General features: G+C 70.4%; 15 protein-coding genes and 1 pseudogene. 1 reads left to right on the forward strand and 15 read right to left on the reverse strand.

Going from position 1 to position 21,499, the window contains the following annotated elements:
- Positions 1-268 precede the first annotated feature (268 nt).
- From IPL40_03480 to def, 4 genes are all read right to left on the reverse strand, one after another.
- On the reverse strand, positions 269-484 hold the full coding sequence (locus IPL40_03480) for a Smr/MutS family protein (protein MBK8480229.1): 216 nt from the start codon (positions 482-484) through the stop codon (positions 269-271).
- Positions 412-2,763, reverse strand: a complete 2,352-nt coding sequence (locus IPL40_03485) for an endonuclease MutS2 (GenBank protein MBK8480230.1) — start codon at positions 2,761-2,763, stop codon at positions 412-414. The genes IPL40_03480 and IPL40_03485 overlap by 73 nt, the downstream gene beginning before the upstream one ends.
- Complete coding sequence (locus IPL40_03490) at positions 2,760-5,180, reverse strand: protein kinase (protein MBK8480231.1); 2,421 nt, start codon at positions 5,178-5,180, stop codon at positions 2,760-2,762. The genes IPL40_03485 and IPL40_03490 overlap by 4 nt, the downstream gene beginning before the upstream one ends.
- Positions 5,181-5,264: 84 nt before the next feature.
- Positions 5,265-5,786 (reverse strand): peptide deformylase, encoded by a 522-nt coding sequence (def, locus tag IPL40_03495; GenBank protein MBK8480232.1) that lies wholly within the window; start codon positions 5,784-5,786, stop codon positions 5,265-5,267.
- A gap of 184 nt (positions 5,787-5,970) precedes the next feature.
- Between def and ribA the strand changes: the two are divergent.
- Positions 5,971-6,716, forward strand: a pseudogene (ribA, locus tag IPL40_03500) (GTP cyclohydrolase II).
- On the opposite strand, the gene IPL40_03505 reads toward ribA, so the two are convergent.
- From IPL40_03505 to IPL40_03555, 11 genes are all read right to left on the reverse strand, one after another.
- Positions 6,695-7,273 (reverse strand): GTP cyclohydrolase I, encoded by a 579-nt coding sequence (locus IPL40_03505; GenBank protein MBK8480233.1) that lies wholly within the window; start codon positions 7,271-7,273, stop codon positions 6,695-6,697. The pseudogene ribA and the gene IPL40_03505 sit on opposite strands and share 22 nt — an antisense overlap.
- A gap of 17 nt (positions 7,274-7,290) precedes the next feature.
- Entirely contained in the window at positions 7,291-7,758 is a 468-nt protein-coding gene (locus IPL40_03510; protein ID MBK8480234.1) for a hypothetical protein, read from the reverse strand.
- The gene (locus IPL40_03515) at positions 7,755-9,134 is read right to left on the reverse strand and encodes a hypothetical protein (protein MBK8480235.1); all 1,380 of its coding nucleotides are present in this window, start codon (positions 9,132-9,134) and stop codon (positions 7,755-7,757) included. The genes IPL40_03510 and IPL40_03515 overlap by 4 nt, the downstream gene beginning before the upstream one ends.
- A 30-nt stretch (positions 9,135-9,164) precedes the next feature.
- Entirely contained in the window at positions 9,165-11,324 is a 2,160-nt protein-coding gene (locus IPL40_03520; protein ID MBK8480236.1) for a PPC domain-containing protein, read from the reverse strand.
- 149 nt (positions 11,325-11,473) lie between these two features.
- Complete coding sequence (locus IPL40_03525; GenBank protein ID MBK8480237.1) at positions 11,474-13,846, reverse strand: VWA domain-containing protein; 2,373 nt, start codon at positions 13,844-13,846, stop codon at positions 11,474-11,476.
- On the reverse strand, positions 13,843-15,804 hold the full coding sequence (locus tag IPL40_03530; GenBank protein MBK8480238.1) for a VWA domain-containing protein: 1,962 nt from the start codon (positions 15,802-15,804) through the stop codon (positions 13,843-13,845). The genes IPL40_03525 and IPL40_03530 overlap by 4 nt, the downstream gene beginning before the upstream one ends.
- A gap of 340 nt (positions 15,805-16,144) precedes the next feature.
- Positions 16,145-16,564, reverse strand: a complete 420-nt coding sequence (locus tag IPL40_03535; protein MBK8480239.1) for a hypothetical protein — start codon at positions 16,562-16,564, stop codon at positions 16,145-16,147.
- The gene (locus IPL40_03540) at positions 16,512-17,447 is read right to left on the reverse strand and encodes a thrombospondin type 3 repeat-containing protein (GenBank protein MBK8480240.1); all 936 of its coding nucleotides are present in this window, start codon (positions 17,445-17,447) and stop codon (positions 16,512-16,514) included. The genes IPL40_03535 and IPL40_03540 overlap by 53 nt, the downstream gene beginning before the upstream one ends.
- 469 nt (positions 17,448-17,916) lie before the next feature.
- Complete coding sequence (locus tag IPL40_03545) at positions 17,917-18,336, reverse strand: hypothetical protein (protein MBK8480241.1); 420 nt, start codon at positions 18,334-18,336, stop codon at positions 17,917-17,919.
- Complete coding sequence (locus tag IPL40_03550; protein ID MBK8480242.1) at positions 18,333-19,217, reverse strand: thrombospondin type 3 repeat-containing protein; 885 nt, start codon at positions 19,215-19,217, stop codon at positions 18,333-18,335. The genes IPL40_03545 and IPL40_03550 overlap by 4 nt, the downstream gene beginning before the upstream one ends.
- A 346-nt stretch (positions 19,218-19,563) precedes the next feature.
- Entirely contained in the window at positions 19,564-21,267 is a 1,704-nt protein-coding gene (locus IPL40_03555; protein MBK8480243.1) for a tetratricopeptide repeat protein, read from the reverse strand.
- Between the last annotated feature and the right edge of the window lie 232 nt (positions 21,268-21,499).

Below are 21,499 nucleotides of genomic sequence, written 5' to 3' on the forward strand. Positions count from 1 at the left end.
CCAGCGTGGCCCCCGCGATGCGTCCCGCGCTCGCGCCGCGCGGCAGCGGATCGCTGGTCTCCGCCCCGTGCGCGGTGCCGCTCGAGCAGCACACGATCGCCAGCAGCAGGGCGACGACGAGCTCGCCGCCGCATCCCCTGCGCCCTGGGGTTCGATCTGCGCTGGTGCTCGCCGCCGCCATGCCGGCTCAGCGTAACGCTCGGGCCTGCCGCTGCCAACTCCGGCGCTGCGGCAGGCGCCGGCGGCGCTCCCTCGGGCGCTCGGGTCGTCAACGCAGGCGCACGACGGTCAGCGCGTCGCCGCCCTGGTCTGGCGCGGCGGCGCTGTAGCGCTCGACGGCCCTCGAGCGCTGCAGCGCGGCGCGCAGGGCGGCGCGCAGCGCACCGCTGCCGTGGCCGTGAAGCAGGTAGATCACGTCGCGGCCCTCGAGCAAGGCGCGGTCGAGGAAGTGCTCCGTCGCCCGCAGCGCGTCGTCGACGCGCATGCCGCGTAGGTCGAGGGTGTTGTCGTCGCCCCGCCCCGGCGTCTCCAGCGCCGCGGCCAGCGCTGGCTTGCCCTGCCGCTTCGCTGCTCCCCCGGCCGCGGCCGGGGCGGGGGCCAGCAGCGCGCGCAGCTGCTCGAGGGGCACCTGCGCGCGGAGGCCCCCGAGCTGCACGGTGACGCGACCGCGCTGTGGGGGCCCGACGACCGCCGCCGCCGCGCCGAGGGCAGATGCACCTGGGCTCCGGCGACCAGCGCGTCGCCCGTGAGCGGCGTGCTCGGCGGCGCGGGCGGTCGCGGCTCGTGCGTGGCGACCGTGCGCGCGAGCGCCGAGAGCTGGCGATCGAGGACGCTGATCTGTTCGCGGTCGGACGCCTTCCGCAGTCCGCTGCGCAGGGCCTTGAGCTCCGCACGCGCGCGTCGCAGCTCGGCCAGGGCGTCGCGATGCGCCAGCGCCAGCGCCTGCGCTTCGCGTTGGCCCAGCGCCGCGCGCAGGCGCTCGTAGGACTGGCGCGCGGCGGCGGCCTCCTGCTCGGCTGCGCGGTGCTGATCGCGGGCCCGGCGCAGCCCCGTCTGCTCGTCGGCGAGGGCTGCGAGCAGCTCCGTCGTGCGCGCGCCCTGCTCACCGAGCAGCTCGCGCGCGCGGCCGATCAACGCGGCGGGCAGGCCGAGGCGCTGGGCCACGGCCAGGGCGAAGGAGCTGCCGGGCAGGCCGCGATGGAGCTCGAAGGTCGGTCGGAGCTGTTGCAGCTCGAAGCCGACGCTGGCGTTGATGAAGCGTGGATCGGCGAGCGCCAGCGTCTTGAGGCGCTCATAGTGCGTGGTCACGATCAGCTGCCCGACGCGTTGCACCAGGGCCTCGAGCAGCGCCTGACCGAGGGCCGCGCCCTCGCCGGGGTCGGTGGCCGTCGTGATCTCGTCGATCAGCAGCAGCGTGCCACGATCGGCGCGCGCCAGAAACGCCAGCAGCCGAGCGAGGTGCCCCGTGAAGCTGGAGAGGCTGCGCTCGAGGCTCTGTTCGTCGCCGATATCCGCCCATATCTGATGATAGAGCGGCAGGCGGCTCTCGGCCGCGACCGGCAGATGCATCCCGCAGCGCAGCATCAGCGCGCAGAGCCCCACGGCCTGCAGGCAGACGCTCTTGCCGCCCGCGTTGGGCCCCGAGATCAGCAGCGCTTGCTGCGGCAGCAGCGTGAGGTCGTGGGCGACGACCGCGCCACCAGCCAACACCAAGAGGGGATGGCGGAGGCCAATCAGCACGATCTGGGCATCGGCGGCCACCGCGGCCGGTCGCGCGCCGAGGCGTTGCGCCAGGCGCGCGCGCGCGGCGATCAAATCGAGCTCGCTCGCCAGCTCGAGATCGGCCGCGATGCTCAGGCGCTCGGCGTTGACCCGCGCGCTCAGCGCCAGGAGGATGCGTGCCGCCTCCCGCGCGACAGCGCCCTGGACCAGGCTGAGCTCGTTGCTCAGCCCTCTGACGGCGCTGGGCTCGACGAAGACCGTTGCGCCGCTCGCCGACGAGCCGAGCACAAGGCCGTCGAAGGGCCGCTCGGCATCGGCGCGGAAGGGCAGGACGTAGCGGCCCTCACGCTCCGTGAACAGGCGCTCCTGGAGCTGCCTGGCGAGGCGCGGCGTCTCGATCAGCCGCTTGAGCTGCTGAACGATCTGCTGCTGCAGCTCGCGGCCCCGTCGGCGCAGCCGGCTCAGCTCCGGGCTGGCGTGGTCGGCGAGCGCGCCGCTCGGCTCGCAGCAGTCGAGAATCGGCCGCCAGACCTGTTCGAGCGGATGCAGCGCGGCGGCGCGCGCGGCGAGTCCGGGGGCGACAAGGCTCGCGTCGGCGCGTCGGCGCGTCAGCGCGTCCCGCACCTCGGCCAGCGACTGCAGGGTCAGCGCCACCTCGTAGAGCGCGGGGCCGCTCAGCGCCCCCTCCTTTGCCAGCCGGAGCAGCGTTGGCGCCAGCTCGGCGATCGGCCCGAAGCTCAGCGCCTGATTGGCGTCCGCGAGCGCCGTGGCCTCGCTGACGAGGCCGATCGTCTCGGTCACCGCGGCGGCGTCGGCGAGGGGCGCGAGCCGCAGCGCCCGGGCCTGACCGCGCGGCGTGCTGCAACGCTCGGCGAGGTGGGTCAGCAGGGTTGGCCAACCCAACGCCGCGGCGCTCGAATCCCAGGGCGGATCCGGCGCTGCCGCGCCACTGGCCCGGGCCTTCGTCGCGTCGCGGCGCTCGGTCGTGGCGTTGGCCGCAGCAGCGTCGCCGGTGCGGGGACTGCCGGCAGTCGGGCTCATCGTGGCGTGGCGTCGCGTCCGTCGCTAGCGGCGTCCGGGGCCGCGGCTCGTGGCGCGCTGGCAGGCGTGGGCCGCGCCGCGCCGGCTGGGGCCGGAAGCGTCGCCGTCGGCGCTGGCGGGCTGAGGAGGCGGAGGAAGCCGGTCTCGCGCCCGATCGCGAGCGCGCCGGCGATCAGGCCCAGGACGCCGAGCGCGACCGCGGTGAGCAGCCGGGAGATCGAGATGCGCGCGAGGGGGAGGCTGGCGCGTGGCGGCGCGGCGTCGGAGGGAGCGAGCCGCGCTTCCCGCACGACGACCGGCGGGAGCGGGATCGCGATCGGCGTCAGGCTACCGGTCTCGGCCAGGCTCCCCGGCAGTGTCCCGCTGGCGCCGGGCGCGCCGCTCGTCGCGGTGCTCAGGCCGAGAATCGAGGCTACGGCGCCAGCGCGGCCGCTGGCCAGCTTGTTCAGCTCATAGGCCAGGTGTGCCATGCTCTGCGGTCGATCGGCGGGGTCGGGCGCCAGCGCCCAATGAATCGTCTGCGCCAGCGCTTCGGGCAGCTCGGGGCGCTGATCGCGAAGGGGCGTAATCGAGCCGTTGGCCATGTGATCGAAGATCTCGACCACCGTCTCGCCCCAATGCGGCGGTTGGCCCGCCAGCATCTCGTAGAGCAGCGAGCCCACCGAATAGATATCGGAGCGGTGGTCGCAGGCGCGACCCGTCGCCTGCTCGGGTGCCATGTATTCGGGCGTGCCCATCGCCACGCCGTCCTCGACGGGCAGGGCCTGAGCGATGCCGAAGTCGAGGACCTTGACGAAATCGACGTTGCCTTCGCGCGCCGTGAGAAAGACGTTTTCGGGCTTGAGGTCGCGGTGGACGATCCCGGCCTGATGCGCGGCCGCGAGCGCCTCGCAGATCTGGGCGCCAATCCGGACGGTGCGCTCGACATCGAGACGCCCCTCGACGCGCAGCACGTCCGCGAGATCCTGCCCGTCGAGGTGCTCCATCGCGAAGTACACCGCGCCGTCGTCGGTGGTGCCAGAGTCGTAGATCGCGATGATGTTGGGGTGTCCGATGCGACTGGCGGCGCGGGCCTCGTGGCGAAAGCGCCAGACGGCGTCTGGTTGCTGGCCGTAGAGCTCGTGGAGCACCTTGACCGCCACGTGCTTGTCGAGCCCGAGGTGCGTGGCGCTGTAGACCATCCCCATGCCGCCCTCGCCGATCAAGCCGTCGACCCGATAGCGGTCCCCGAGGATGGTGCCGAGCGCGAGCCGCGGCGCCATCACCGCGCGCGGGCTCGTGCTGTCGCCGCGCAGTGCCATCGGCAGGGTGGTGGCCTCGGGTCCGTGGGGCGAGCGGCGGGGGAGGGGCGAGCGCGGCTGCTCTGCGGTGATCGCCTGGCGAATCGGCGCGGTCAGCGTGGTGCGTCCCGCGGCCAGGGCCGCGGCGACAATGGCGCCGCGCTCGCGCCGCTCCTGCTCGATTTGCGGGCCGTAGAGGTCGACCAGGAGCTGCTGCACGGTGGTGGCGTCGGTCGTCGGCGCGAGGCGTGCCAGCAGCGCGGCCAGATCCTGGCGCATCAGCTCGGCGCTGGCGTAGCGGTCGTCGCCCCGCGGTGCGAGCGCGCGCGCGACGATCGCGTCGAGCTCCGGCGGCAGCGTCGGGTCGATCGTCGAGGGCCGCGGTACCTGCGGGTAGGCGGCGCGGTGCAGCCGATCGCGCTGGCTGCCCTCGCGCGGGAAGAGCCGCTGGCCGGTCACCAGCTCCCAGAGGATCACGCCGGTCGCATAGACATCGGTGCGCGCGTCGAGCGTGCCGCGCAGCGCCTGCTCGGGCGGCATATACGAGAGCTTGCCGAAGAGGATGCCGGGGGCCGTGTGCTGCACCCGGACCCGGCGCACCGCCAGACCGAAGTCCGTGATCCTCACCTCGCCGGAGTAGGAGAGCAGCACGTTGGGTGGGCTGATGTCGCGATGGACCAGCCCCAGGTCACCCCAGGTGTGGACATACTCCAACGCGCGGCAGACCTCGCGCACGAGGTGCAGTGCTACGGGCAGCGGGCAGCGCTGTTCGAGCTGGCCGAGCCGCGCCCAGACCGTGCGCAGGTCCTTGCCCTCGATGTACTCCATCACGAGGTAGTAGCGGCGCTCGAGCCTGCCGCCTTCGAAGACGGGCACCAGGTTGCCGTGGCTGAGCTGGGCCGCCAGGCGGACCTCCTCGGCGAAGCGCGCCGCGAAGTCCTGATCCGTGAGCTGGGGCAGGATCTGCTTGATCACATAGAGCTTGCGCAGATCGGACTGTGCGTTGACCGCGAGATGAAGCTCGCCCATGCCGCCGCGCGCCAGCGGCGCCAGGAGCAAGTAGGCGCCGAAGGGTCGCGGGTAGGGCGCAGGCTCGGGCTGCGTGTCGGCGCGGTCAAACGGGGACGGTGCGCTCATCGTGCTTGGTCTGCCGGGGCGGTGGGGTGCAGGCCTCGCTATCGTACCATCGCGGCGACGACGACGCGCCTTTCGTCGCCGCCCTCAGTCCTCCTCGCTATCCCCGCGCTCGAGCCGCCGCTGGATCATCTTGCGCTTGAGACGGCCGACATAGTCGGCGAGCAGCCGCCCATTGAGGTGATCGTTCTCGTGCTGCATCGCCCGCGCGAAGAGCGCCTCCCCCTCGACCTCGAAGGGTTGGCCCTCGAGGTCGAGGGCCTTGGCCCGGCAGCGCAAGGCGCGCTCGATCGGGACGTAGATGCCGGGGAAGGAGAGGCAGCCCTCGTCGCAGAGCTCCTTGGCGCCGCCGAGCGGCTCGATCTCCGGATTGATGAAGGCGAGGGGGGCAGCCGTCGCGGCCTGTCCGGCGACCTCCGCGTCGACGATGAAGAGGCGCAGCGGCTCGCCGATCTGGATCGCCGCTAGCCCCGCGCCATGCGCAGCGAACATCGTCTCGGCCATGTCGCTGACCAGCTGACGCAGGCCCGGAAGCTCGTGGCGCTCGACCGGGCGACAGACTTGCTTCAGGCGCGGATCGGGGTAGCGAACAATCGGTAGCAGCGGCATCGCTCAGGCTCCCATTTTGTTTGACCGCGAAGGTCTGTCGCCTCCGGTCGTCGGCAGCGCGCCGGATGCTGTGGCGCAGTTTGACGCCCTCTGCGCGGCGGCGCAACGTGGCCCAACCCAGTGACCCAGAAAAGGCGCTCGCGCCTGCGTCGAGGCGCCGGCGGGCGTAGCGCCAAGGGCGCAGATGAATATAATCCCCCCCGTGACCGGAGGAGCGTGCGTGGCTGCCCTGAACTCATCGATCACCCGGGTCACGGCTGCTGCGCCGCGCCTCGTGCGCGAGGGCGAGGCGCAGATCCGCACCGACTTTGGCGAGTTCTGGTTCCTCGGCTTTCGCGACCGCAGCGGCTTGGAGCACCTCGCCGTGCTGCAGGGCGACGTTCGTGGTGAGGGCGTGGTCTGTCGCATCCACTCGAATGCCTGACCGGCGAGGTCTTTCACTCGCGCCGCTGCGATTGTGGGGCGCAACTCGACCTGGCGCTCGAGCGCATCGCCGCCGCCGGCAGGGGCGTGCTGATCTACCTGCGCCAGGAGGGGCGCGGGATCGGGCTGCTCAACAAGATTCGCGCCTATGCGCTGCAGGACCAGGGCGCCGACACCGTCGAGGCCAACCTGGCGCTGGGCTTCGCCGGCGACCTGCGGAGCTACGGCGTGGCTGCCGAGATGCTCCGCGAGCTCGGCGTTGCCTCTGTCCTTTTGATGAGCAACAACCCGGAAAAGGCGCGGGGTCTGCAGAGCGCCGGGATCGACGTGCAGCAGCGCCTGCCGCACGTCGCTGGCGTGCACGCCGAAAACAGCGACTACCTTCGCACCAAGAGCGCGCGCATGGGGCATGACTACCCCGAGGGCACGCTCAGCCCGCACGCTGGAGCAGGCGCTGGAGCAGGCGCTGCGGCCGTGCCGAGGCCTCAGGGCCGCGAGGGGGCCTGAGGCCCCGGCAGGGGGGCCCCTCGGAGCAGGCGCTCGCGCAGGTCGCTGCGTGGTTCCAGCGCCCCGAGGAAGGCCGTCGTCACCACCTGGCTGTGGCGGTGGCGGTCGTCGGGGAGGCTGAGGCAGAGTTGCGTCGTTTCCAGCACGCAGCCCGCGCCGCGCGCCCCGAGGTGCTCGACGAGGTCCTTGGCGATGGCCGCGGTGGCCTGCTCCTGCAGGGTCAGGCGCTGGGTGTGGCAGGCCACGAGTTGCCCCAGCCGTCCCAGCCCGGCCAGCCGATCGCCCGGCAGGTAGACCACATGCGCGCGGCCGAAGAAGGGCACGAGGTGGTGCGGACAGAGGCCGTGACAGGACAGGTCGAAGGCGAAGACGGCGTCGGCGCCGGCGACTGCCGGCAGCGTCTCAGCGAGGATCGTCGCCGGATCGGCCTGATAGCCCGCCAGCAGGTCGCGGCGCCAGAGCTCGCTGACCGCGCGCGGCGTGTCGAGCAGCTCGGCGCTCTGCGGGTCAAGACCGGCAGCGCGGAGCAGCTCGCGGATGGCGTGTTCGAGGGTCATGCCGCGCAGGCTCGCCGCTAGAACGCCGCGCGCTCGACCGTGCCCGAAAACGTGCCGTTGAGGGTGCCCCCACCGGCGAAGATCGCGAAGAACTCACCGGCCGCGTGTTGGCCCGGGTTGCCTAGCGTATCGAAGACGATGCTGCCGCGCTCCACCTGCGGAAAGGCTGCGCCCGAGATCACGATATGCTCGACGGTGCCCTCCTGCGCCACGAGGTCGACGCTGACCCCGGCCTCGAGCGGAAAGGGCACCACCACCTTGATCGGCTTCTCGAACTGCGCCGGATCCGAGCGAGGGATCGTGCGCAGGTACTCGACGACCATCGCCGTCGGCTGGCCGCCGCTCTCCTGGCGCTGAATCACGACACGATCGTAGGAGAGCTGGTACTCGTTGACGAAGGTGCCGCTCAGCTCGCCCTCGCTGCCGCAGGCGAGCGCGCCGGCAGCGAGCAGCAGCGTGGCGACGATGTTCCAGCTTCGCTTCACTTCCAGACTCCATGCGCCACCTTGGCGCCGCTGAGAAACGCGTTGCCCTCGTTGCGGAGACCGACGCATTCGTAGGCCACCATCGGCTCGTTGTTCGGCGCGAAGGCCAGCGAGGTGTAGCGGCCGCAGAGCTGCTCGCCGCCGTCGTCGACGACCCAGGTGCGCCACTCGCCGCCGAGCCGATAGGCTAGCATCACGGCGTCGTTATCCGGTTCACACTGCGTCGCGCCGGCGCGGGAGCAGCGGTAGTAGCTGATGGCGGGGTTGCCGGCGGCGTCGAAGGCGAGCGACGAGTAGAGCCCGTGCTGCGTCGTGCTGAGGTCGACCAGCTCGGGGCTGCTCCAGCCCTCGAGGTCGCTCGACTCGATGTAGCGCAGCGACTTGTCGCGCGAATCGAAGTAGGCGATCGCGTAGCGCCCCCGGCCGTCGCTCGCCAGGCTGGGCCGCTCCTCGATGCCCCCGGCTACGAGCAAGCGCGGTTCCGTCCAGCCGCTGCTCTCGCGCACGGCGATCCGCAGGCCGTGACGCGCCGGGGATTGCGCCACCAGGTTAGCGGCCAGCGCGACGGCACGGCAGTCGGGCGCTGGCGTGAAGAGCATCGTGGCGTACATCCCATCGCCATAGCCTTGGCTATTCAGGTCGAGGCCGCCGACGTCTTCGCCGCCGTCGTAGCGCCATTCGGCGCGGGCGTTGCCGTCCTGCTCGTAGTAGCCGAAGTGGACGTCGCGATAGGTCGCGTGGACCTCTCCGGCGCAGTCGACGGCGAGCGTGGTCCAATGCCCCACGGTATCGCCTGTGGAGCCCGCGGCGGAGAAGGTGCGTTTGCTCCAGGTCGCGCCCTGGTCGGCGGACTGCGAGGCGACGGCGTCCGAGCTGTCGCAGCCGCGCTGGCTCGGCGCGCCGCCGAGATAGCCGACATTCGGTCGCCCCTGATGGTCGAAGACCAGCGAGAGCCCGTGGGTCGGTCCGATCGTCTGGTCGACCTTGACGGCGGGCTGCCAGCTCGTGCCATCGAAGCGCGCATACATCACGTCCTGCGCGGGACGCTGGCGGTCGACGAAGCCCGAGCCGAGCGCCGAGGGCGGGCAGCTCACCGTGGGCTCATTCTCGACTGGGACCTTGCGGAAGTAGGCCAGGCCGAGCTCAGTGCCATGCGCGGCGAGCGCGCCCTGAATCCCTGCATTGTCGGCGTCGATCACCAGGCGCGAGACGAAGCTGAGGGTCGCGCCGGCCGGTGGGCCGCCGTCGGCGGTGCCGCCGTCGCTGCGCAGTCGGGCATCACGCCGGAGCGGGTCGCCGCTGTCGCTGCAGCCCAGCAGGGCGAGCATGACCAGCAGCGCGATTGAACGCGGTTCAGCGGTGGAGACGAAACGCATGGATCCCTCCCTGATTGACGGCCCCCGCGCTCAGGGCGCGTAACAGACGCCGCTGGTGACCTGAGTGGCGCAGGGCGGCACTGGGCAGCCGTCAGCCCCGATCTTGACGAGCCTCACGCGGTAGCGGCAGCTCCAGGACCAGCTATTGTGCAGCAGATCGGAGACGTAGAGCCGCAGGGTGTCCGCGCTGCCGGAGGCGCCGCCGCCGGGCGGTCGCAGCAGCACCCGGCAGCCGGCCCCGGCGAGGTGACTGAAGTGCTGCTGGCCGGGCGTGCCCGCGGCGAGCTGGAAGTCGCCCCCGCCTTCGCCGGTGCTGATGACGAAGTTAAACTGCAGCCCGTTGCCCGACGCGCCGCCCGCCGGACAAGTTCCGACTGTCTCGTAGTCAGCGCCGAGCATACAGGTCGCGCCCTTGCAGGGGTTGTCGAAGGTGTAGCTATCCTCGTCGTGCTCGTAAGCGATGCTGCCCTCGACCCAGGCCCCGGTGCCGACGAGGTCGCCCTTGGCCTTGGCGCGGTCCCGCGACCCGGAGGCGAAGAGCCGGCCGACCTTCCCCGCGTCGAGCTCCGTGCCGTCGAGCTGGGGCTCCTCGCTGGCGGAGGTGATCAGGCGCGGGTAATAGCCGTTGTCGGTCGCGCCGTCCGGATCCATGCAGACCTTGACCGTCAGCGTGTAGGTGGCGTCGTAGTCCCACTCGTCGCCGAGGAAGTCGGCGACGCGCAGATACCAGGGCCCCGGATGGAACATCGGCTGCGCCGTCAGCACGGTCGCGCCGTTGTCGGCCCGACGCGCGAACTGCTGCGCGGCGCAATGCGCCCCCGGCACGCAGAGCACGGCGCCCGCGCAGCGCTTCTCGGTGGCGCAGGTGGCCGTCGGCGCGGCCTGACAGAGCGTGTCGTTGCAGAAGACCTCCGTCTTCGGAATGCAGCTGAAGCTGCTGTCGGTGCAGTCGAGCGCGTCGGCACAGGAGCGCGCCGCAGGCTCGGCGAGCACGCGACAGCATTCGTCCTTACTGCAAGACGTCGCCTCGTGGGCGAAGAGCAGCGCCAGGCTGCTATCGACGACGGTGGCGCGATCGAAGGCGAGCTTGACCTCCATCACGGCAGGGTTGGCGACGCTGAGGTTGGCGGGGGCGTCGATGCGGTAGTAGTCGACGTCCGCGAGCGAGGCCAGTCGACCCTGCACGCTCAGCTCCAGCGGCGCCGTGCAGGCCTGACCGGTGAAGCTGCCGATCGTCCGCGCCGTGCCGAGGCCCTGACCACCTGGATGGTCGTTGCGCGTGCCGCGATCGTTGGCATCGGGCTCTGGGCGCGCGGCGACGCGCAGCGTATAGGGCGTGGCCACGTCGCTGTCGTTGCTCTCGGCGTCCTCGACGGCGACGTAGTAGGTCCCGGCGCTGGGCACCGCGTAGATCGTGCTCAGGTCGGTGGGGGCCCGCGAGCCGTCGGGGTTGCTGTCGCTGGCGACCTCGACCAACCGGCCGCCCTCGAGGCGGTAGACCGTATGCTTGTAGTCGACGGGCGTCGGCGCCGCCGTCGTCAGCGCGACGTCGAGGAGCTGGTCGGCGGCCACGTTGACCTTGTAGAAGTCCCGGTCCCCCGTGCAGGAGATCCGACCGCTGTTGCTCGCGCCGACCGTCGTGGCCTTGGCCTCGTCGTCGTTGGGCTCCTGGCTGTCGGGGTCGGCCTCCGTGCTGTAGCTGAGCCTGTAGCTGTTCTTCTCGTCCCGGGCGTCATTGCCCTGGTCGAGCACCTGCAGGTAGTAGCTGCCGGGCGCGAGACAGTGCAGCGCGTTGAAGGCGTTGTTCTGGCCCTCGGGGGCGCGGGCGACCACCGTGTTGGCGTCTTTCAGCACGAGGTAGGTCAGGTTGATCGGCGAGACCGGCGCGGAGAGCTGGAGCTTGACGCGCAGCAGCTGCTTACCGGCTGGAACCTCGATCCGGTAGTAGTCATTGTCCAGCCGCGGGCAGATGTAGTTGACGGTCTCGTCGCCCTCCGCCAGCGTATGGGCGGTGTCGAGGTTGATCATGCGATCGACGCCATCCGGGCACGATCCCTGGCCACCACCACCGTCGTCGCCGCCGCCACCACCGCCGTTATTTTCGCTGCAGCCGACCATTGCGGTGGCGAACTGAAGCGTTAGCGCCAGCAGCGCTGCCAGGCCGAGCCCATACGATGCACGCTTGATCATCAGGTCCTCGTGCAGCGCGACGCTCGCGGCGCGCTGGTGATTTCCGCGCTCGCGCCAGCCCAGAGGCGGCGCGGGCGCGAGCCGAGCCGAAACTACGCCTCTCGTCTACCGCGGCGCCGCCCCGAGTGGCGAGGGCAATGATGGCGACGCTAGGGCGCGGGGCACGCCAGATCCTGCGCGGGGCAGACGCAGTCCTTCGCCGCGTCGAAGAGGCGCGGATCCTTCCACGCCGACTCCGGTACGCGAATCTGGCCGTTTGGCGGCAGCTTGGCGCCTGTCTGCGCGTCGTAGCGCGCGCGCACGCAGGCGATGCTGAAGACGCCATAGTCCTTCGGGTTGTCGAAGGGGACCTGGCCAAAGGCGATCTGTAGGGTATTCCAGCCGTCCTGGCTGACGCCGCGTGGGTCGACGAGGGTGATGTTCTCGGCCGTCCAGTCATAGCAGGTGACGTGGCGCTGCCAGGTGCAGATCGGTTGATCGCCGGCCAACGCGCGCTGGGTCTCGCAGCGCTGGCTGCCAACGCAGTGACTGCTCTGACAGCGCTCGCCGCGCAAGGTGCACTCCCCGTCGGCGCTGCAGGCGGTCAGCGAGCTGCAGTCCCCCACGGCGCTGCAGCGGCAGAAGCCATCGCCGCAGTCGCGCCCCTGGGGACAGTCGGCATCCGCGCTGCAGCGCGTCGGCTCTTGCTCGATGCCCGTGCCCGTGCGCTGGATGTCGTAGCGGTAGCCGATCCGCGAGCGGTGGGCGGCGTCATCGCTGCGGGGATCGCTGTGCAGGCGCAGCTCGTCGCCGTTGGGCATCCCATCGAAGTCGAGGTCGTCGAGGGTGTCGTCGGCCACCGGATTGGTGCCGAAGCGGACCTCGACGTTATCCGGGATACCGTCGGCGTCGCTGTCGAAGAGATCGCGGCTCGTGCCGAGAAAGCGCTCCTCGCAGTCATGCAGCCCGTCGCCGTCGGAATCGTCGGGCACGCCATCGCCGTCGAGATCGCTGGCGGCCGCGTTGCAATCGGCGTCGCCAGGGTTGAGTGCGTCCGCCCCCGAGGAGCGAAAGAAGTGCTCGAGCGCGTCGCCGAAGCCATCGCCGTCGCTGTCGCCCGAATAGACCTTGGTGCCAATCGTGCGCTCGAGCTCGTCGTCCAGGCCGTCGCCGTCGCTGTCGGTGACCGTCGTCGTCGCCGTCGGTCGGCCGTTGAGGTTGCTGGCGATCAGGTTCTTGAGGCGGAAGACGCGGCGCAGCGTCGAGAAATCGACGTGGAGGAAGTTGATCTCCTCGCCGTTGAGGAAGTTGCGGAAGGTGCCCTGGCCGACGTCCGCCATCTGCTTCAGCAGCGCGATCGCCTGATCCTGAAAGACGCCCGTCGTCGTCTGGCTGGCGAGGTAGGCGGTGTGCAGCTTGAGATCGCCGATCGGATAGAGCGCCTTGAGGCTCATGATGTCGTTGACGCGCCGCAGAATGCCGGTGGGGACGTTGTACTGCGGGTAGCGGCCGGCGTACTGGGCCTGATCGCCGAGCAGCTCACGGATGATCTCCGGCGGCACGTCGCCCCAATCCTCGCGGTCGTTGATCCGCGGATCGGGCTGCCCGTCGGAGAGGAAGATCACGACATAGCGGCTGCGGTTCAGCGCGCCCGTGTTGTTGCGGCGCATCTCGGCCATGTCGCGCGAGAGCAGCTGGAAGGCCTCCGAGAGCGCGCCCTCGTAGTCGGTGACGGAGCCGCCGTTGTTGATCTGCGGCAAAGCGGTCAGCAGCTCGCGCGGATCCTCGGCGAAGCCCGGCTGGCCGTTGGGCAGGCGCGTGACCACCTGCTTGGCCGAGCCGAAGCGCTCGATCGCGAAGGCCACGCCGGGGTCGATCTGCGCGGCGCAGACGCCGTTGACGCAGCCGGTGCCTGGCGTCGGGCAGTCGGCGCAGGCGGTCTCACCGGGGCCGCAGCCGGCCTTGGCGACGTCGCAGAGCGGCAGGCAGACGCCGTTGGTGCTGGTCGGCGCCGGGCAGCGGCGCAGGCTGCCACATTCCTTGGCGTCGGTGCCGATCGGGCAGCAGTCGGGGCCAACGCACATCGCCGGCCCAGCGCCCGTGCAGGCCGGGCAGAGCGTGCTGCCCTTGCCGCAGCTCGGCTCGCCGGTGTTGCAGTAGAAGGGCGAGTAACGCACGCCGAGGTTGATGAACTGGGTGATCACCTGGCGCACGGCGCGGCTGCGCCCCGTGGCCTGCGTGGGGTCGACGACCGTCGTCTCGCCGTAGCGCGGTTCGGGCGTGGTGCGGCCCGGGTCGTTGACGTTCATGCTCTGCGAGGTGTCGATGATGAAGAGCACCTTGAGCGGGAACTCGAGCTCGGCGGGGTCGGCGGTGCAGACATGCCCGGCCAGGCGCAGCTTGTTGTCGAAGGGCGGCGGCGGCGCCTCCGTGATCAGGTTGAGCGCGACGTCCGTGCAGCCGACGGTTAGGCTCGCGCCCAGCGTCAGGACGGCCAGCAGCACGTGGGACCGCCCGCCGCAGCAGCTCGTGCCGTGCCTCATGGCAGCTCCACGCCAACGCAGGGGTCGAGCTTGCGGTCGCGCTGCGCCGCGGCGCGGCGCGTGGTCAACTCGCCAAGATCGTAGAAGTCGTCGACGGTCAGCGTGACCTTGCCGGTGGCTGGGCTCTTGAAGCCGCAGGCCTGTTCCTTGCCGTCGTCGGCGGTGCAGGTCTGGCGCACGTACTGCGCCCGCACGCAAGCGCCCTTGTAGCTGCCGAAGTCGCGCGGGTCGTCGGCGGGGCCCTCTCCGAAGAGCAGCGTGACCTCGTTGTAGCCGATGGTGCCGGCCGCCGCGCGCTGTGCGGTGCTGACCAGGCGCAGGCGCCGCACGGCGAAGTCGAGGCAGCTCCGTCGGTCGACCCGCTCGGCCTCCTCCTCGCGGTCATAGATGTAGCGGAAGTTGGCCTGGATCTCGGGGTCGGCCTGCGTCGGCGACGAATGGGTCTTGATCTCCTCGTCGTTGCGCTTGCCGTCGAAGTCGCTGTCGTCCTTGGCGTCGGCGACGATTGGATCGGTGCCGAAGGCGAACTCGACGCCGTCCGGGATGCGGTCGCGGTCCGAGTCGACGAGCTTGGGATCGGTGCCGAGGATCGCCTCTTCGCAGTCCAGTAGGCCATCGCCGTCGCGGTCGATGCGCTCGCTCGCCGTGCAGCGACGCACCGGCAGGGCTGGGTCGTTGGGGTCGAAGCCACTCTTGAGGCGATCGAGCTCGAACTTGTCGTTGTAACCGTCGCCGTCGCTGTCGCGCTCGCGGTCGTTCGTCTTGGCCTCGAACTCGCGCCCGTCGTCCACGCCATCGCCGTCGGTGTCGACGAGCAGCGAGGTCAGCCCCGGGAGGGCGTTGTCGCTGCTGGCGATGAAGCTGGTCATGCCGAAGGGCCGCGAGACCGACGAGTAGTTGATGTCGAGGAAATCGATCTTCTGGCCGGCGTTGAAGCTGCGGTAGAAGCCGCCGCCGGCGATCGCCATCGTCTTCAGCAGCTCCTCGCTCTTGGCCTTGTCGATCGCGAAGATGTCGAGCACGGCCTGCGGGAGGCTGTCGATGAAGAGGAAGGCGGTATGCAGCCGCAGCTCGCCGGCGTTGTACTGCTGGCCGAGGGCGACGATCTCGTTGACCTTGCGCACGAGATCCTCACCGGAGTTGTAGGATTGGCACTGCTCGGTCATCGCCGGATACCACTCGCGCATCTTGGCGCAGAGCTCCGGGTTGGCGTTGAAGTTGTCGCACCACTCCTCGCGCGGCACGTCGCACCAGCTATCGACGATGATCCCGACGTTGACCGTGTCGTTGCCGCAGCCCTTCTGGCAGACAGGGTCGGGGGCGCCGTCCGAGAGGAAGATCAGCACGTACTTAGTGCGCGCGCGCTCCACGGGATCCGTCTCGACGAGGTCCTTCTCGAGCACCTGGTAGGCCGTGCTCAGCGCGCCCTGATAGTCCGTGGTGATGTCGGCCTGGCCGAGGCCGGCCGCCGCCTGGTTCAGCACGGAGGCGTCGTTGGTGAAGCCGCCGCCCGTGGCAGTGGACGAGCCATTGACGGTAATCCGGCCGTTGAAGCGGATGATCGCGAAGGACACCGCCGGGTTGTTGCGGAAGCGGTCGACGACCCGCTGCACGGCGGCCTGCCGCCCGGGATTCTGGGCGCCGGCGCAGAGCGTCGCGCACTGCGCCGGTGGTAGGCCGTAGCCATCGGGGGCGGGCTGCGGGCAGAGCGTGCTGCAGCCCGAGGCCGTGGCGTCGGAGGGGTCGGTGAACTGCATCGACCCCGAGCTGTCGACGATGAACATGATCTTGACGGGGAAGACCTGCTCGTTGGGCGGCGAGGTGCAGACGCGCCCCTCGATATCGAGCCGGTCATCCACCAGGTCGGCGACCTGATGGCTAATGGGTTGCAGCCCCGCCTCGCTACAAGCGGCGCCACAGAGCAGCAGGACTCCCATGGCCCAGCGTCCTAGGTTCATCGCGCTTCTCCATGCTCACCTTCACCGCCGCGCCGCCGCGCCCGGGCGGAGGCCGGGCCGGGGGACGAGGCGGTGGCTGAGCTGAGTGGGAGCTGTTCGGCTCCCGGTGAGTATAGACGAGAATCGCTGCGCTGCCGACGTTGCTCGGCCGTGTGTTGCTCGGCCGTGTGTTGCTCGGCCGTGTGTTGCTCGGCTGCGTGTTGCTCGGCCGTGGCGCCGGAGCGCGGGCGACCGGGCCGCGGGAGCGAGCGCAGGGGTCGGGCTTGAGCGAGGGCTTCCGGGCCCGCAGGGCCCGGAAGCTGCGGAGCGTGGGCTGGTGAGCCGAGGGACACTCGCTGCTTTAGCTCTCGCGGCGAGCGCGGCGGAGGCCGAGGAGGGTGAGGGCGAGCAGGAGGCCGAGGCCGGCGCTGCTGCCGTGGCCGCCGACGCTGCAGCCGCCGGTGGACCCGCCATCCGCCGTGACGGTCATGACGTAGCTGTTGGCGCTGGGGAAGTCGGGGTTGACCTGGTCGGCGAAGACGAGCTCGCCCTGGACCTTGATCTTGTAGGTGCCGGGCTCGTCGGCGGCGAAGGTGGCGACGTTGTTCTTGAGGTAGAAGTACTCGTGCGGGCTGGAGAGGCGGACCGAGCCGCGGGGGTTATTGACGGTGGCGGTGGAGCCGCTGGGGCGCTCGACGACGGTCCAGGTGTAGCGCAGGGCCGTGTTCTCACGGTTGGCGAAGAGGCGCAGGCGGAAGTCCTCGCCGGTCTTGACCTTCATCGAGGGCGAGTAGACCTGGAAGGCGGTGGTGCGGTCGAGGCAGTTCTTCTCGTCGCCGTCGACGACGAAGCAGGAAGCGCTCGTCACAGCCGTTGCCCTTGTTGTCGCGGTCGTCGTCGGCCTGGTCGGGGTTGGAAAGTGAGCGGCAGTTGTCGCGGCCGTTGACGATGCCGTCGCCGTCGAGGTCGCTGTCACAGGCGTCACCGATCCCGTCGCCGTCGGTGTCCTTCTGATCAGCATTGGCGACGCTGGGGCAGAGGTCACGGCTGTCGGGGATGTTGTCGAGGTCGAGGTCCTCGTCACAGCCGGAGGGCAGCGCGGCGCCCTGGTCGGTGTTGGCGACGAGGGGGCAGTTGTCGAGGATGTCGAGGTGCCCGTCGTTGTCGTCGTCGGCGTCGCAGGCGTTGCCCTGGCCGTCGCTGTCGGCGTCACCCTGGGTCGGGTTGGCGACGGCGGCGCAGTTGTCGGCGCCGTTGGCGAGGCCGTCATTGTCGAGGTCGGCGTCGCAGGCGTCGCCGAGGCCGTCGCCGTCGGTATCCTTCTGATCCTTGTCGGCGGCGTTGCTGCAGAGGTCGCAGGCGTCACCGTGGCCGTCGCCATCGCTGTCGGTCTGATCGACGTTGCTGACCTGCGGGCAGTTGTCGACGTCGTCCTCGCGGCCGTCATTGTCGTAGTCGTCGGCGTATTGGTACGTGTCGCCGAAGTCCGTGTTGGCGATCAGGATCGACCCGCCGCCGCAGCCGCAACCGCCGCCGCCGGAGGTGTCCGGGGTGCCGCAGGCGCCGCCCGTACACTCGCCGAGCGCCTGGGCGTAGGCCGCGCTATGGGTCACGAGCAAGCCCATCGCGCTAAGAGCCGCTACCACCAAAAATTTGCGCATCATGGTCGATCCCTCCCCGTGTTGCCGTCGTCGTTGCTGGGTTTGTTTCGGCGCCTGGTCGGCACCGTGATTCACTGAGTCTTGTGTAGGCCTTCGCGTCTTCATCGCTGCGCTGAGGTTATGCGAGCGCCGGGCCAACTCGATAGATCCTCGCATCCTCTCGAAATTGCTTGGCGCTTGGCCGAACCTCAGGTCCTGACTCGCGCTCGATCCTGCGTCGACCGTGGGGTGGACGCCACGGTCGGCGCTTTGACGAGGGCAAGGCTGGGCCCGAGTCGGCGGAAAATAAGCTAGCAATAACAGAGTTTAAGCAGGTGAGTTGCGCGGAAAGGACGAGGTGTGGAGTCGATCCTACGGGGAGCTTGGCGGGGTCGTGCGCTGGGAGTCGGGGCGAGGGGCTTCCGGGCCGCAGGGCCCGGAAGCTGCGGAGGGCGCGAGGGGCGAGTGGAGGAACCCTCGTCGCTTGGCTCGCTTAGCTCTCGCGGCGAGCGCGGCGGAGGCCGAGGAGGGTGAGGGCGAGCAGGAGGCCGAGGCCGGCGCTGCTGCCGTGGCCGCCGACGCTGCAGCCGCCGGTGGACCCGCCATCCGCCGTGACGGTCATGACGTAGCTGTTGGCGCTGGGGAAGTCGGGGTTGACCTGGTCGGCGAAGACGAGCTCGCCCTGGACCTTGATCTTGTAGGTGCCGGGCTCGTCGGCGGCGAAGGTGGCGACGTTGTTCTTGAGGTAGAAGTACTCGTGCGGGCTGGAGAGGCGGCCCGAGCCGCGGGGGTTATTGACGGTGGCGGTGGAGCCGCTGGGGCGCTCGACGACGGTCCAGGTGTAGCGCAGGGCCGTGTTCTCACGGTTGGCGAAGAGGCGCAGGCGGAAGTCCTCGCCGGTCTTGACCTTCATCGAGGGCGAGTAGACCTGGAAGGCGGTGGTGCGGTCGAGGCAGTTCTTCTCGTCGCCGTCGACGACGAAGCAGAAGCGCTCGTCACAGCCGTTGCCCTTGTTGTCGCGGTCGTCGTCGGCCTGGTCGGGGTTGGAAAGTGAGCGGCAGTTGTCGCGGCCGTTGACGATGCCGTCGCCGTCGAGGTCGCTGTCACAGGCGTCACCGATCCCGTCGCCGTCGGTGTCCTTCTGATCAGCATTGGCGACGCTGGGGCAGAGGTCACGGCTGTCGGGGATGTTGTCGAGGTCGAGGTCCTCGTCACAGCCGGAGGGCAGCGCGGCGCCCTGGTCGGTGTTGGCGACGAGGGGCAGTTGTCGAGGATGTCGAGGTGCCCGTCGTTGTCGTCGTCGGCGTCGCAGGCGTTGCCCTGGCCGTCGCTGTCGGCGTCACCCTGGGTCGGGTTGGCGACGGCGGCGCAGTTGTCGGCGCCGTTGGCGAGGCCGTCATTGTCGAGGTCGGCGTCGCAGGCGTCGCCGAGGCCGTCGCCGTCGGTATCCTTCTGATCCTTGTCGGCGGCGTTGCTGCAGAGGTCGCAGGCGTCACCGTGGCCGTCGCCATCGCTGTCGGTCTGATCGACGTTGCTGACCTGCGGGCAGTTGTCGACGTCGTCCTCGCGGCCGTCATTGTCGTAGTCGTCGGCGTATTGGTACGTGTCGCCGAAGTCCGTGTTGGCGATCAGGATCGACCCGCCGCCGCAGCCGCAACCGCCGCCGCCGGAGGTGTCCGGAGTGCCGCAGGCGCCGCCCGTACACTCGCCGAGCGCCTGGGCGTAGGCCGCGCTATGGGTCACGAGCAAGCCCATCGCGCTAAGAGCCGCTACCACCAAAAATTTGCGCATCATGGTCGATCCCTCCCCGTGTTGCCGTCGTCGTTGCTGGGTTTGTTTCGGCGCCTGGTCGGCACCGTGATTCACTGAGTCTTGTGTAGGCCTTCGCGTCTTCATCGCTGCGCTGAGGTTATGCGAGCGCCGGGCCAACTCGCAGGAATCCGCTAAGTCATCGAACGAAAAGGTCTTGCTGCGCGCTGCCGGCCGGGGACTCGGCGCGTGCGCTGCCGCAGGCGTGGGTCCGACGCCACGGGGTGTGGAGTGGATCCCACAGTTCGGCGCGCCCGCGGGAGGTGGGGGCCATGCGGGGCGGGCGCAGCCGGGGAAGGCCCGAGGCTTCAGGGCGTGAGGCGTGAGGGCGTCAGGGAGAGGGTGGATCGGGCGCCAGTCGAATGCCCAGCGCATTCAGGCGCTCGACGATCGCGCCGGCGCGGCCAGGGTCGTGGCCACGGTAGTAGCTCAGCAGCTCGCCGAGCGTATCGACGTTCGTCGGCTCGAGCGCGTGGGCGCGCTCCCAGCTCGCGGCCGCTTCCGCCAGGCGTCCGAGCTGGCGCAGGGCCAGTCCGAGGTTGAAGTGGGCGCGCGCATAGCGCGGGTTGATCACGGTCTCGGTCCTCAGGAGCCGCTCGGCCTCGGCCGTGCGCCCCTGCTGCAGCAGGAGCACGCCGAGGTTGTTGTGGGCGATCGGCTCGTTCGGGTCGAGGCGAACCACCTCACGATAGGCACGCTCCGCGCCCGTGGCGTCGCCCGCGCGCTGCAGCGTCGTGCCGAGGTGGACCCAGGCGAGGGGCGCATGCGGCGAGCCGCGCACCGCCGCCTCCGCGAAGGGCAGCCTGCCCGCGAAGGCGTCGCTGTAGCGCCAGGTGAGCAGCGCGAAGGCGCCCAACAACACGGCGGCGGAGGGCGCTGCCACACGAGGCCACCGGCCTGCCAGCGCGTCGATTGACGCACAGGCGACGATGATCACGCCGACCGCCGGCATCACCAGCCGGTTCTCGAGGATCAACGTGTCGGCGACGAAGATCCCTGGGAGCACGAAGGCGAGGGCGACGACGCCGCCGAGCGCCGCGACCGCCCGGCGCGAGCCTGGAAGCAGCAGCGCCGCCAGCGTCAGCGCGACCGTGGCGGCGATGCCTGGCCAGACCGGCGTGTCGCGAATGATGGCCAGCACCGCGAGCTGGGCGGGCAGCACGATCTTACCCAGGCTGGTGAAGACCACCGAGAGCCGCGCGAGCAGCAGGGCCGCCGTCAGACCGCCGCCGCGTGGCAGCGGACTGCTGAGGACGTTGAAACGCGCCAGCGTGTAGATCGCCAGCACGAGCGCCCAACCGACCCAGAGCCAGGGCACCCGCAGCTCGCGCCAGCTCCGTCGCTCGACCCACCTGAGCTGGGCCAGGACGGCGAGCGGAAGGGCGACGGCAGGCTCCTTGCTCAAGAGCGCGGCGGCGAAGCAAAGCAGGTGAGCGAGGCGCGCCCACCACGAGGGCGTATCGAACGCGCGCAGGGCCAACAGCCAGCCGGCGAGCGTGAAGAGGGTCAGCAGGGTATCGTTGCGCCCCGGGATCCAGGCGATGGCCTCGGTCAGCGCCGGATGGAGCGCGAAGGCGAGGGCGCCGGCCAGCGCCACCCCGGGTCGCAGCGGCAAGCGGCGCAGCAGCGCCAGCACGAGCAGCGCGCAGCCCGCGAAGAGCAACAGGTTGGTCAGGCGATAACCCCAGGCGTCTTCGCCGCTGCGGCGCGCGTCCAAGGCGTAGCTCAGGGTGACGAGGGGCCGGTAGTAGGCCTGATCGCGATCGACGGCTTGAAGATACCCGCGCCCCAGCGCCTCCTTGAGGCTGGTGGCGTCGGTGAGCCAGGCGAGCTGGTCGAGGATCAGCGTCTTGTCGTCGAGGTAGGTGAAGTCGAAGCGCACCGAACGCCCGTGAAGGCCGAGCACCGCCGCCAGCACCAGCGCATAGGGCAGCCAGCGGCGCCGGGAGCTCAGGGGCGACCCTCCGCGCGGTCCCGCAGCCCTCGGCGACGGTGCTGGTGAGCGCGGCTGCCGAGCCCTTCGTCGTCGACTCATCGGCTCTTTCGCATCGTCTCTCGCTGACCGTCTCTGGCTCGCCGTCGCTCGCTCACCGTCTCTCGCTCGCCCGCGCAGGCGCTGCCGTGCGTTCTGCTGGCTTCGACCTCGCGGCACGGCGAACGCCCGTTACTCTACACCAGCAACAAGTCGGCGCGGCAACGCGAGCCTCGCGCCAGGGCTACCGGCGCTCCGGTACGGCCCCAACGCTTGCGCCCCGTTGACACGGTTT

It is taken from the genome of Pseudomonadota bacterium (assembly GCA_016711215.1).
GTDB lineage: Bacteria > Myxococcota_A > Polyangia.

Excerpts from the sequence above, each read along its gene's own strand:
- IPL40_03480 (MBK8480229.1), bottom strand. The coding sequence starts at position 484 with ATGCGCGTCGACGACGCGCTGCGGGCGACGGAGCACTTCCTCGACCGC.
- IPL40_03485 (MBK8480230.1), bottom strand. The coding sequence starts at position 2,763 with ATGAGCCCGACTGCCGGCAGTCCCCGCACCGGCGACGCTGCTGCGGCC.
- IPL40_03490 (MBK8480231.1), bottom strand. The coding sequence starts at position 5,180 with ATGAGCGCACCGTCCCCGTTTGACCGCGCCGACACGCAGCCCGAGCCT.
- def (MBK8480232.1), bottom strand. The coding sequence starts at position 5,786 with ATGCCGCTGCTACCGATTGTTCGCTACCCCGATCCGCGCCTGAAGCAA.
- IPL40_03505 (MBK8480233.1), bottom strand. The coding sequence starts at position 7,273 with ATGACCCTCGAACACGCCATCCGCGAGCTGCTCCGCGCTGCCGGTCTT.
- IPL40_03515 (MBK8480235.1), bottom strand. The coding sequence starts at position 9,134 with ATGCGTTTCGTCTCCACCGCTGAACCGCGTTCAATCGCGCTGCTGGTC.
- IPL40_03520 (MBK8480236.1), bottom strand. The coding sequence starts at position 11,324 with ATGATCAAGCGTGCATCGTATGGGCTCGGCCTGGCAGCGCTGCTGGCG.
- IPL40_03525 (MBK8480237.1), bottom strand. The coding sequence starts at position 13,846 with ATGAGGCACGGCACGAGCTGCTGCGGCGGGCGGTCCCACGTGCTGCTG.
- IPL40_03530 (MBK8480238.1), bottom strand. The coding sequence starts at position 15,804 with ATGAACCTAGGACGCTGGGCCATGGGAGTCCTGCTGCTCTGTGGCGCC.
- IPL40_03535 (MBK8480239.1), bottom strand. The coding sequence starts at position 16,564 with ATGAAGGTCAAGACCGGCGAGGACTTCCGCCTGCGCCTCTTCGCCAAC.
- IPL40_03540 (MBK8480240.1), bottom strand. The coding sequence starts at position 17,447 with ATGATGCGCAAATTTTTGGTGGTAGCGGCTCTTAGCGCGATGGGCTTG.
- IPL40_03545 (MBK8480241.1), bottom strand. The coding sequence starts at position 18,336 with ATGAAGGTCAAGACCGGCGAGGACTTCCGCCTGCGCCTCTTCGCCAAC.
- IPL40_03550 (MBK8480242.1), bottom strand. The coding sequence starts at position 19,217 with ATGATGCGCAAATTTTTGGTGGTAGCGGCTCTTAGCGCGATGGGCTTG.
- IPL40_03555 (MBK8480243.1), bottom strand. The coding sequence starts at position 21,267 with ATGAGTCGACGACGAAGGGCTCGGCAGCCGCGCTCACCAGCACCGTCG.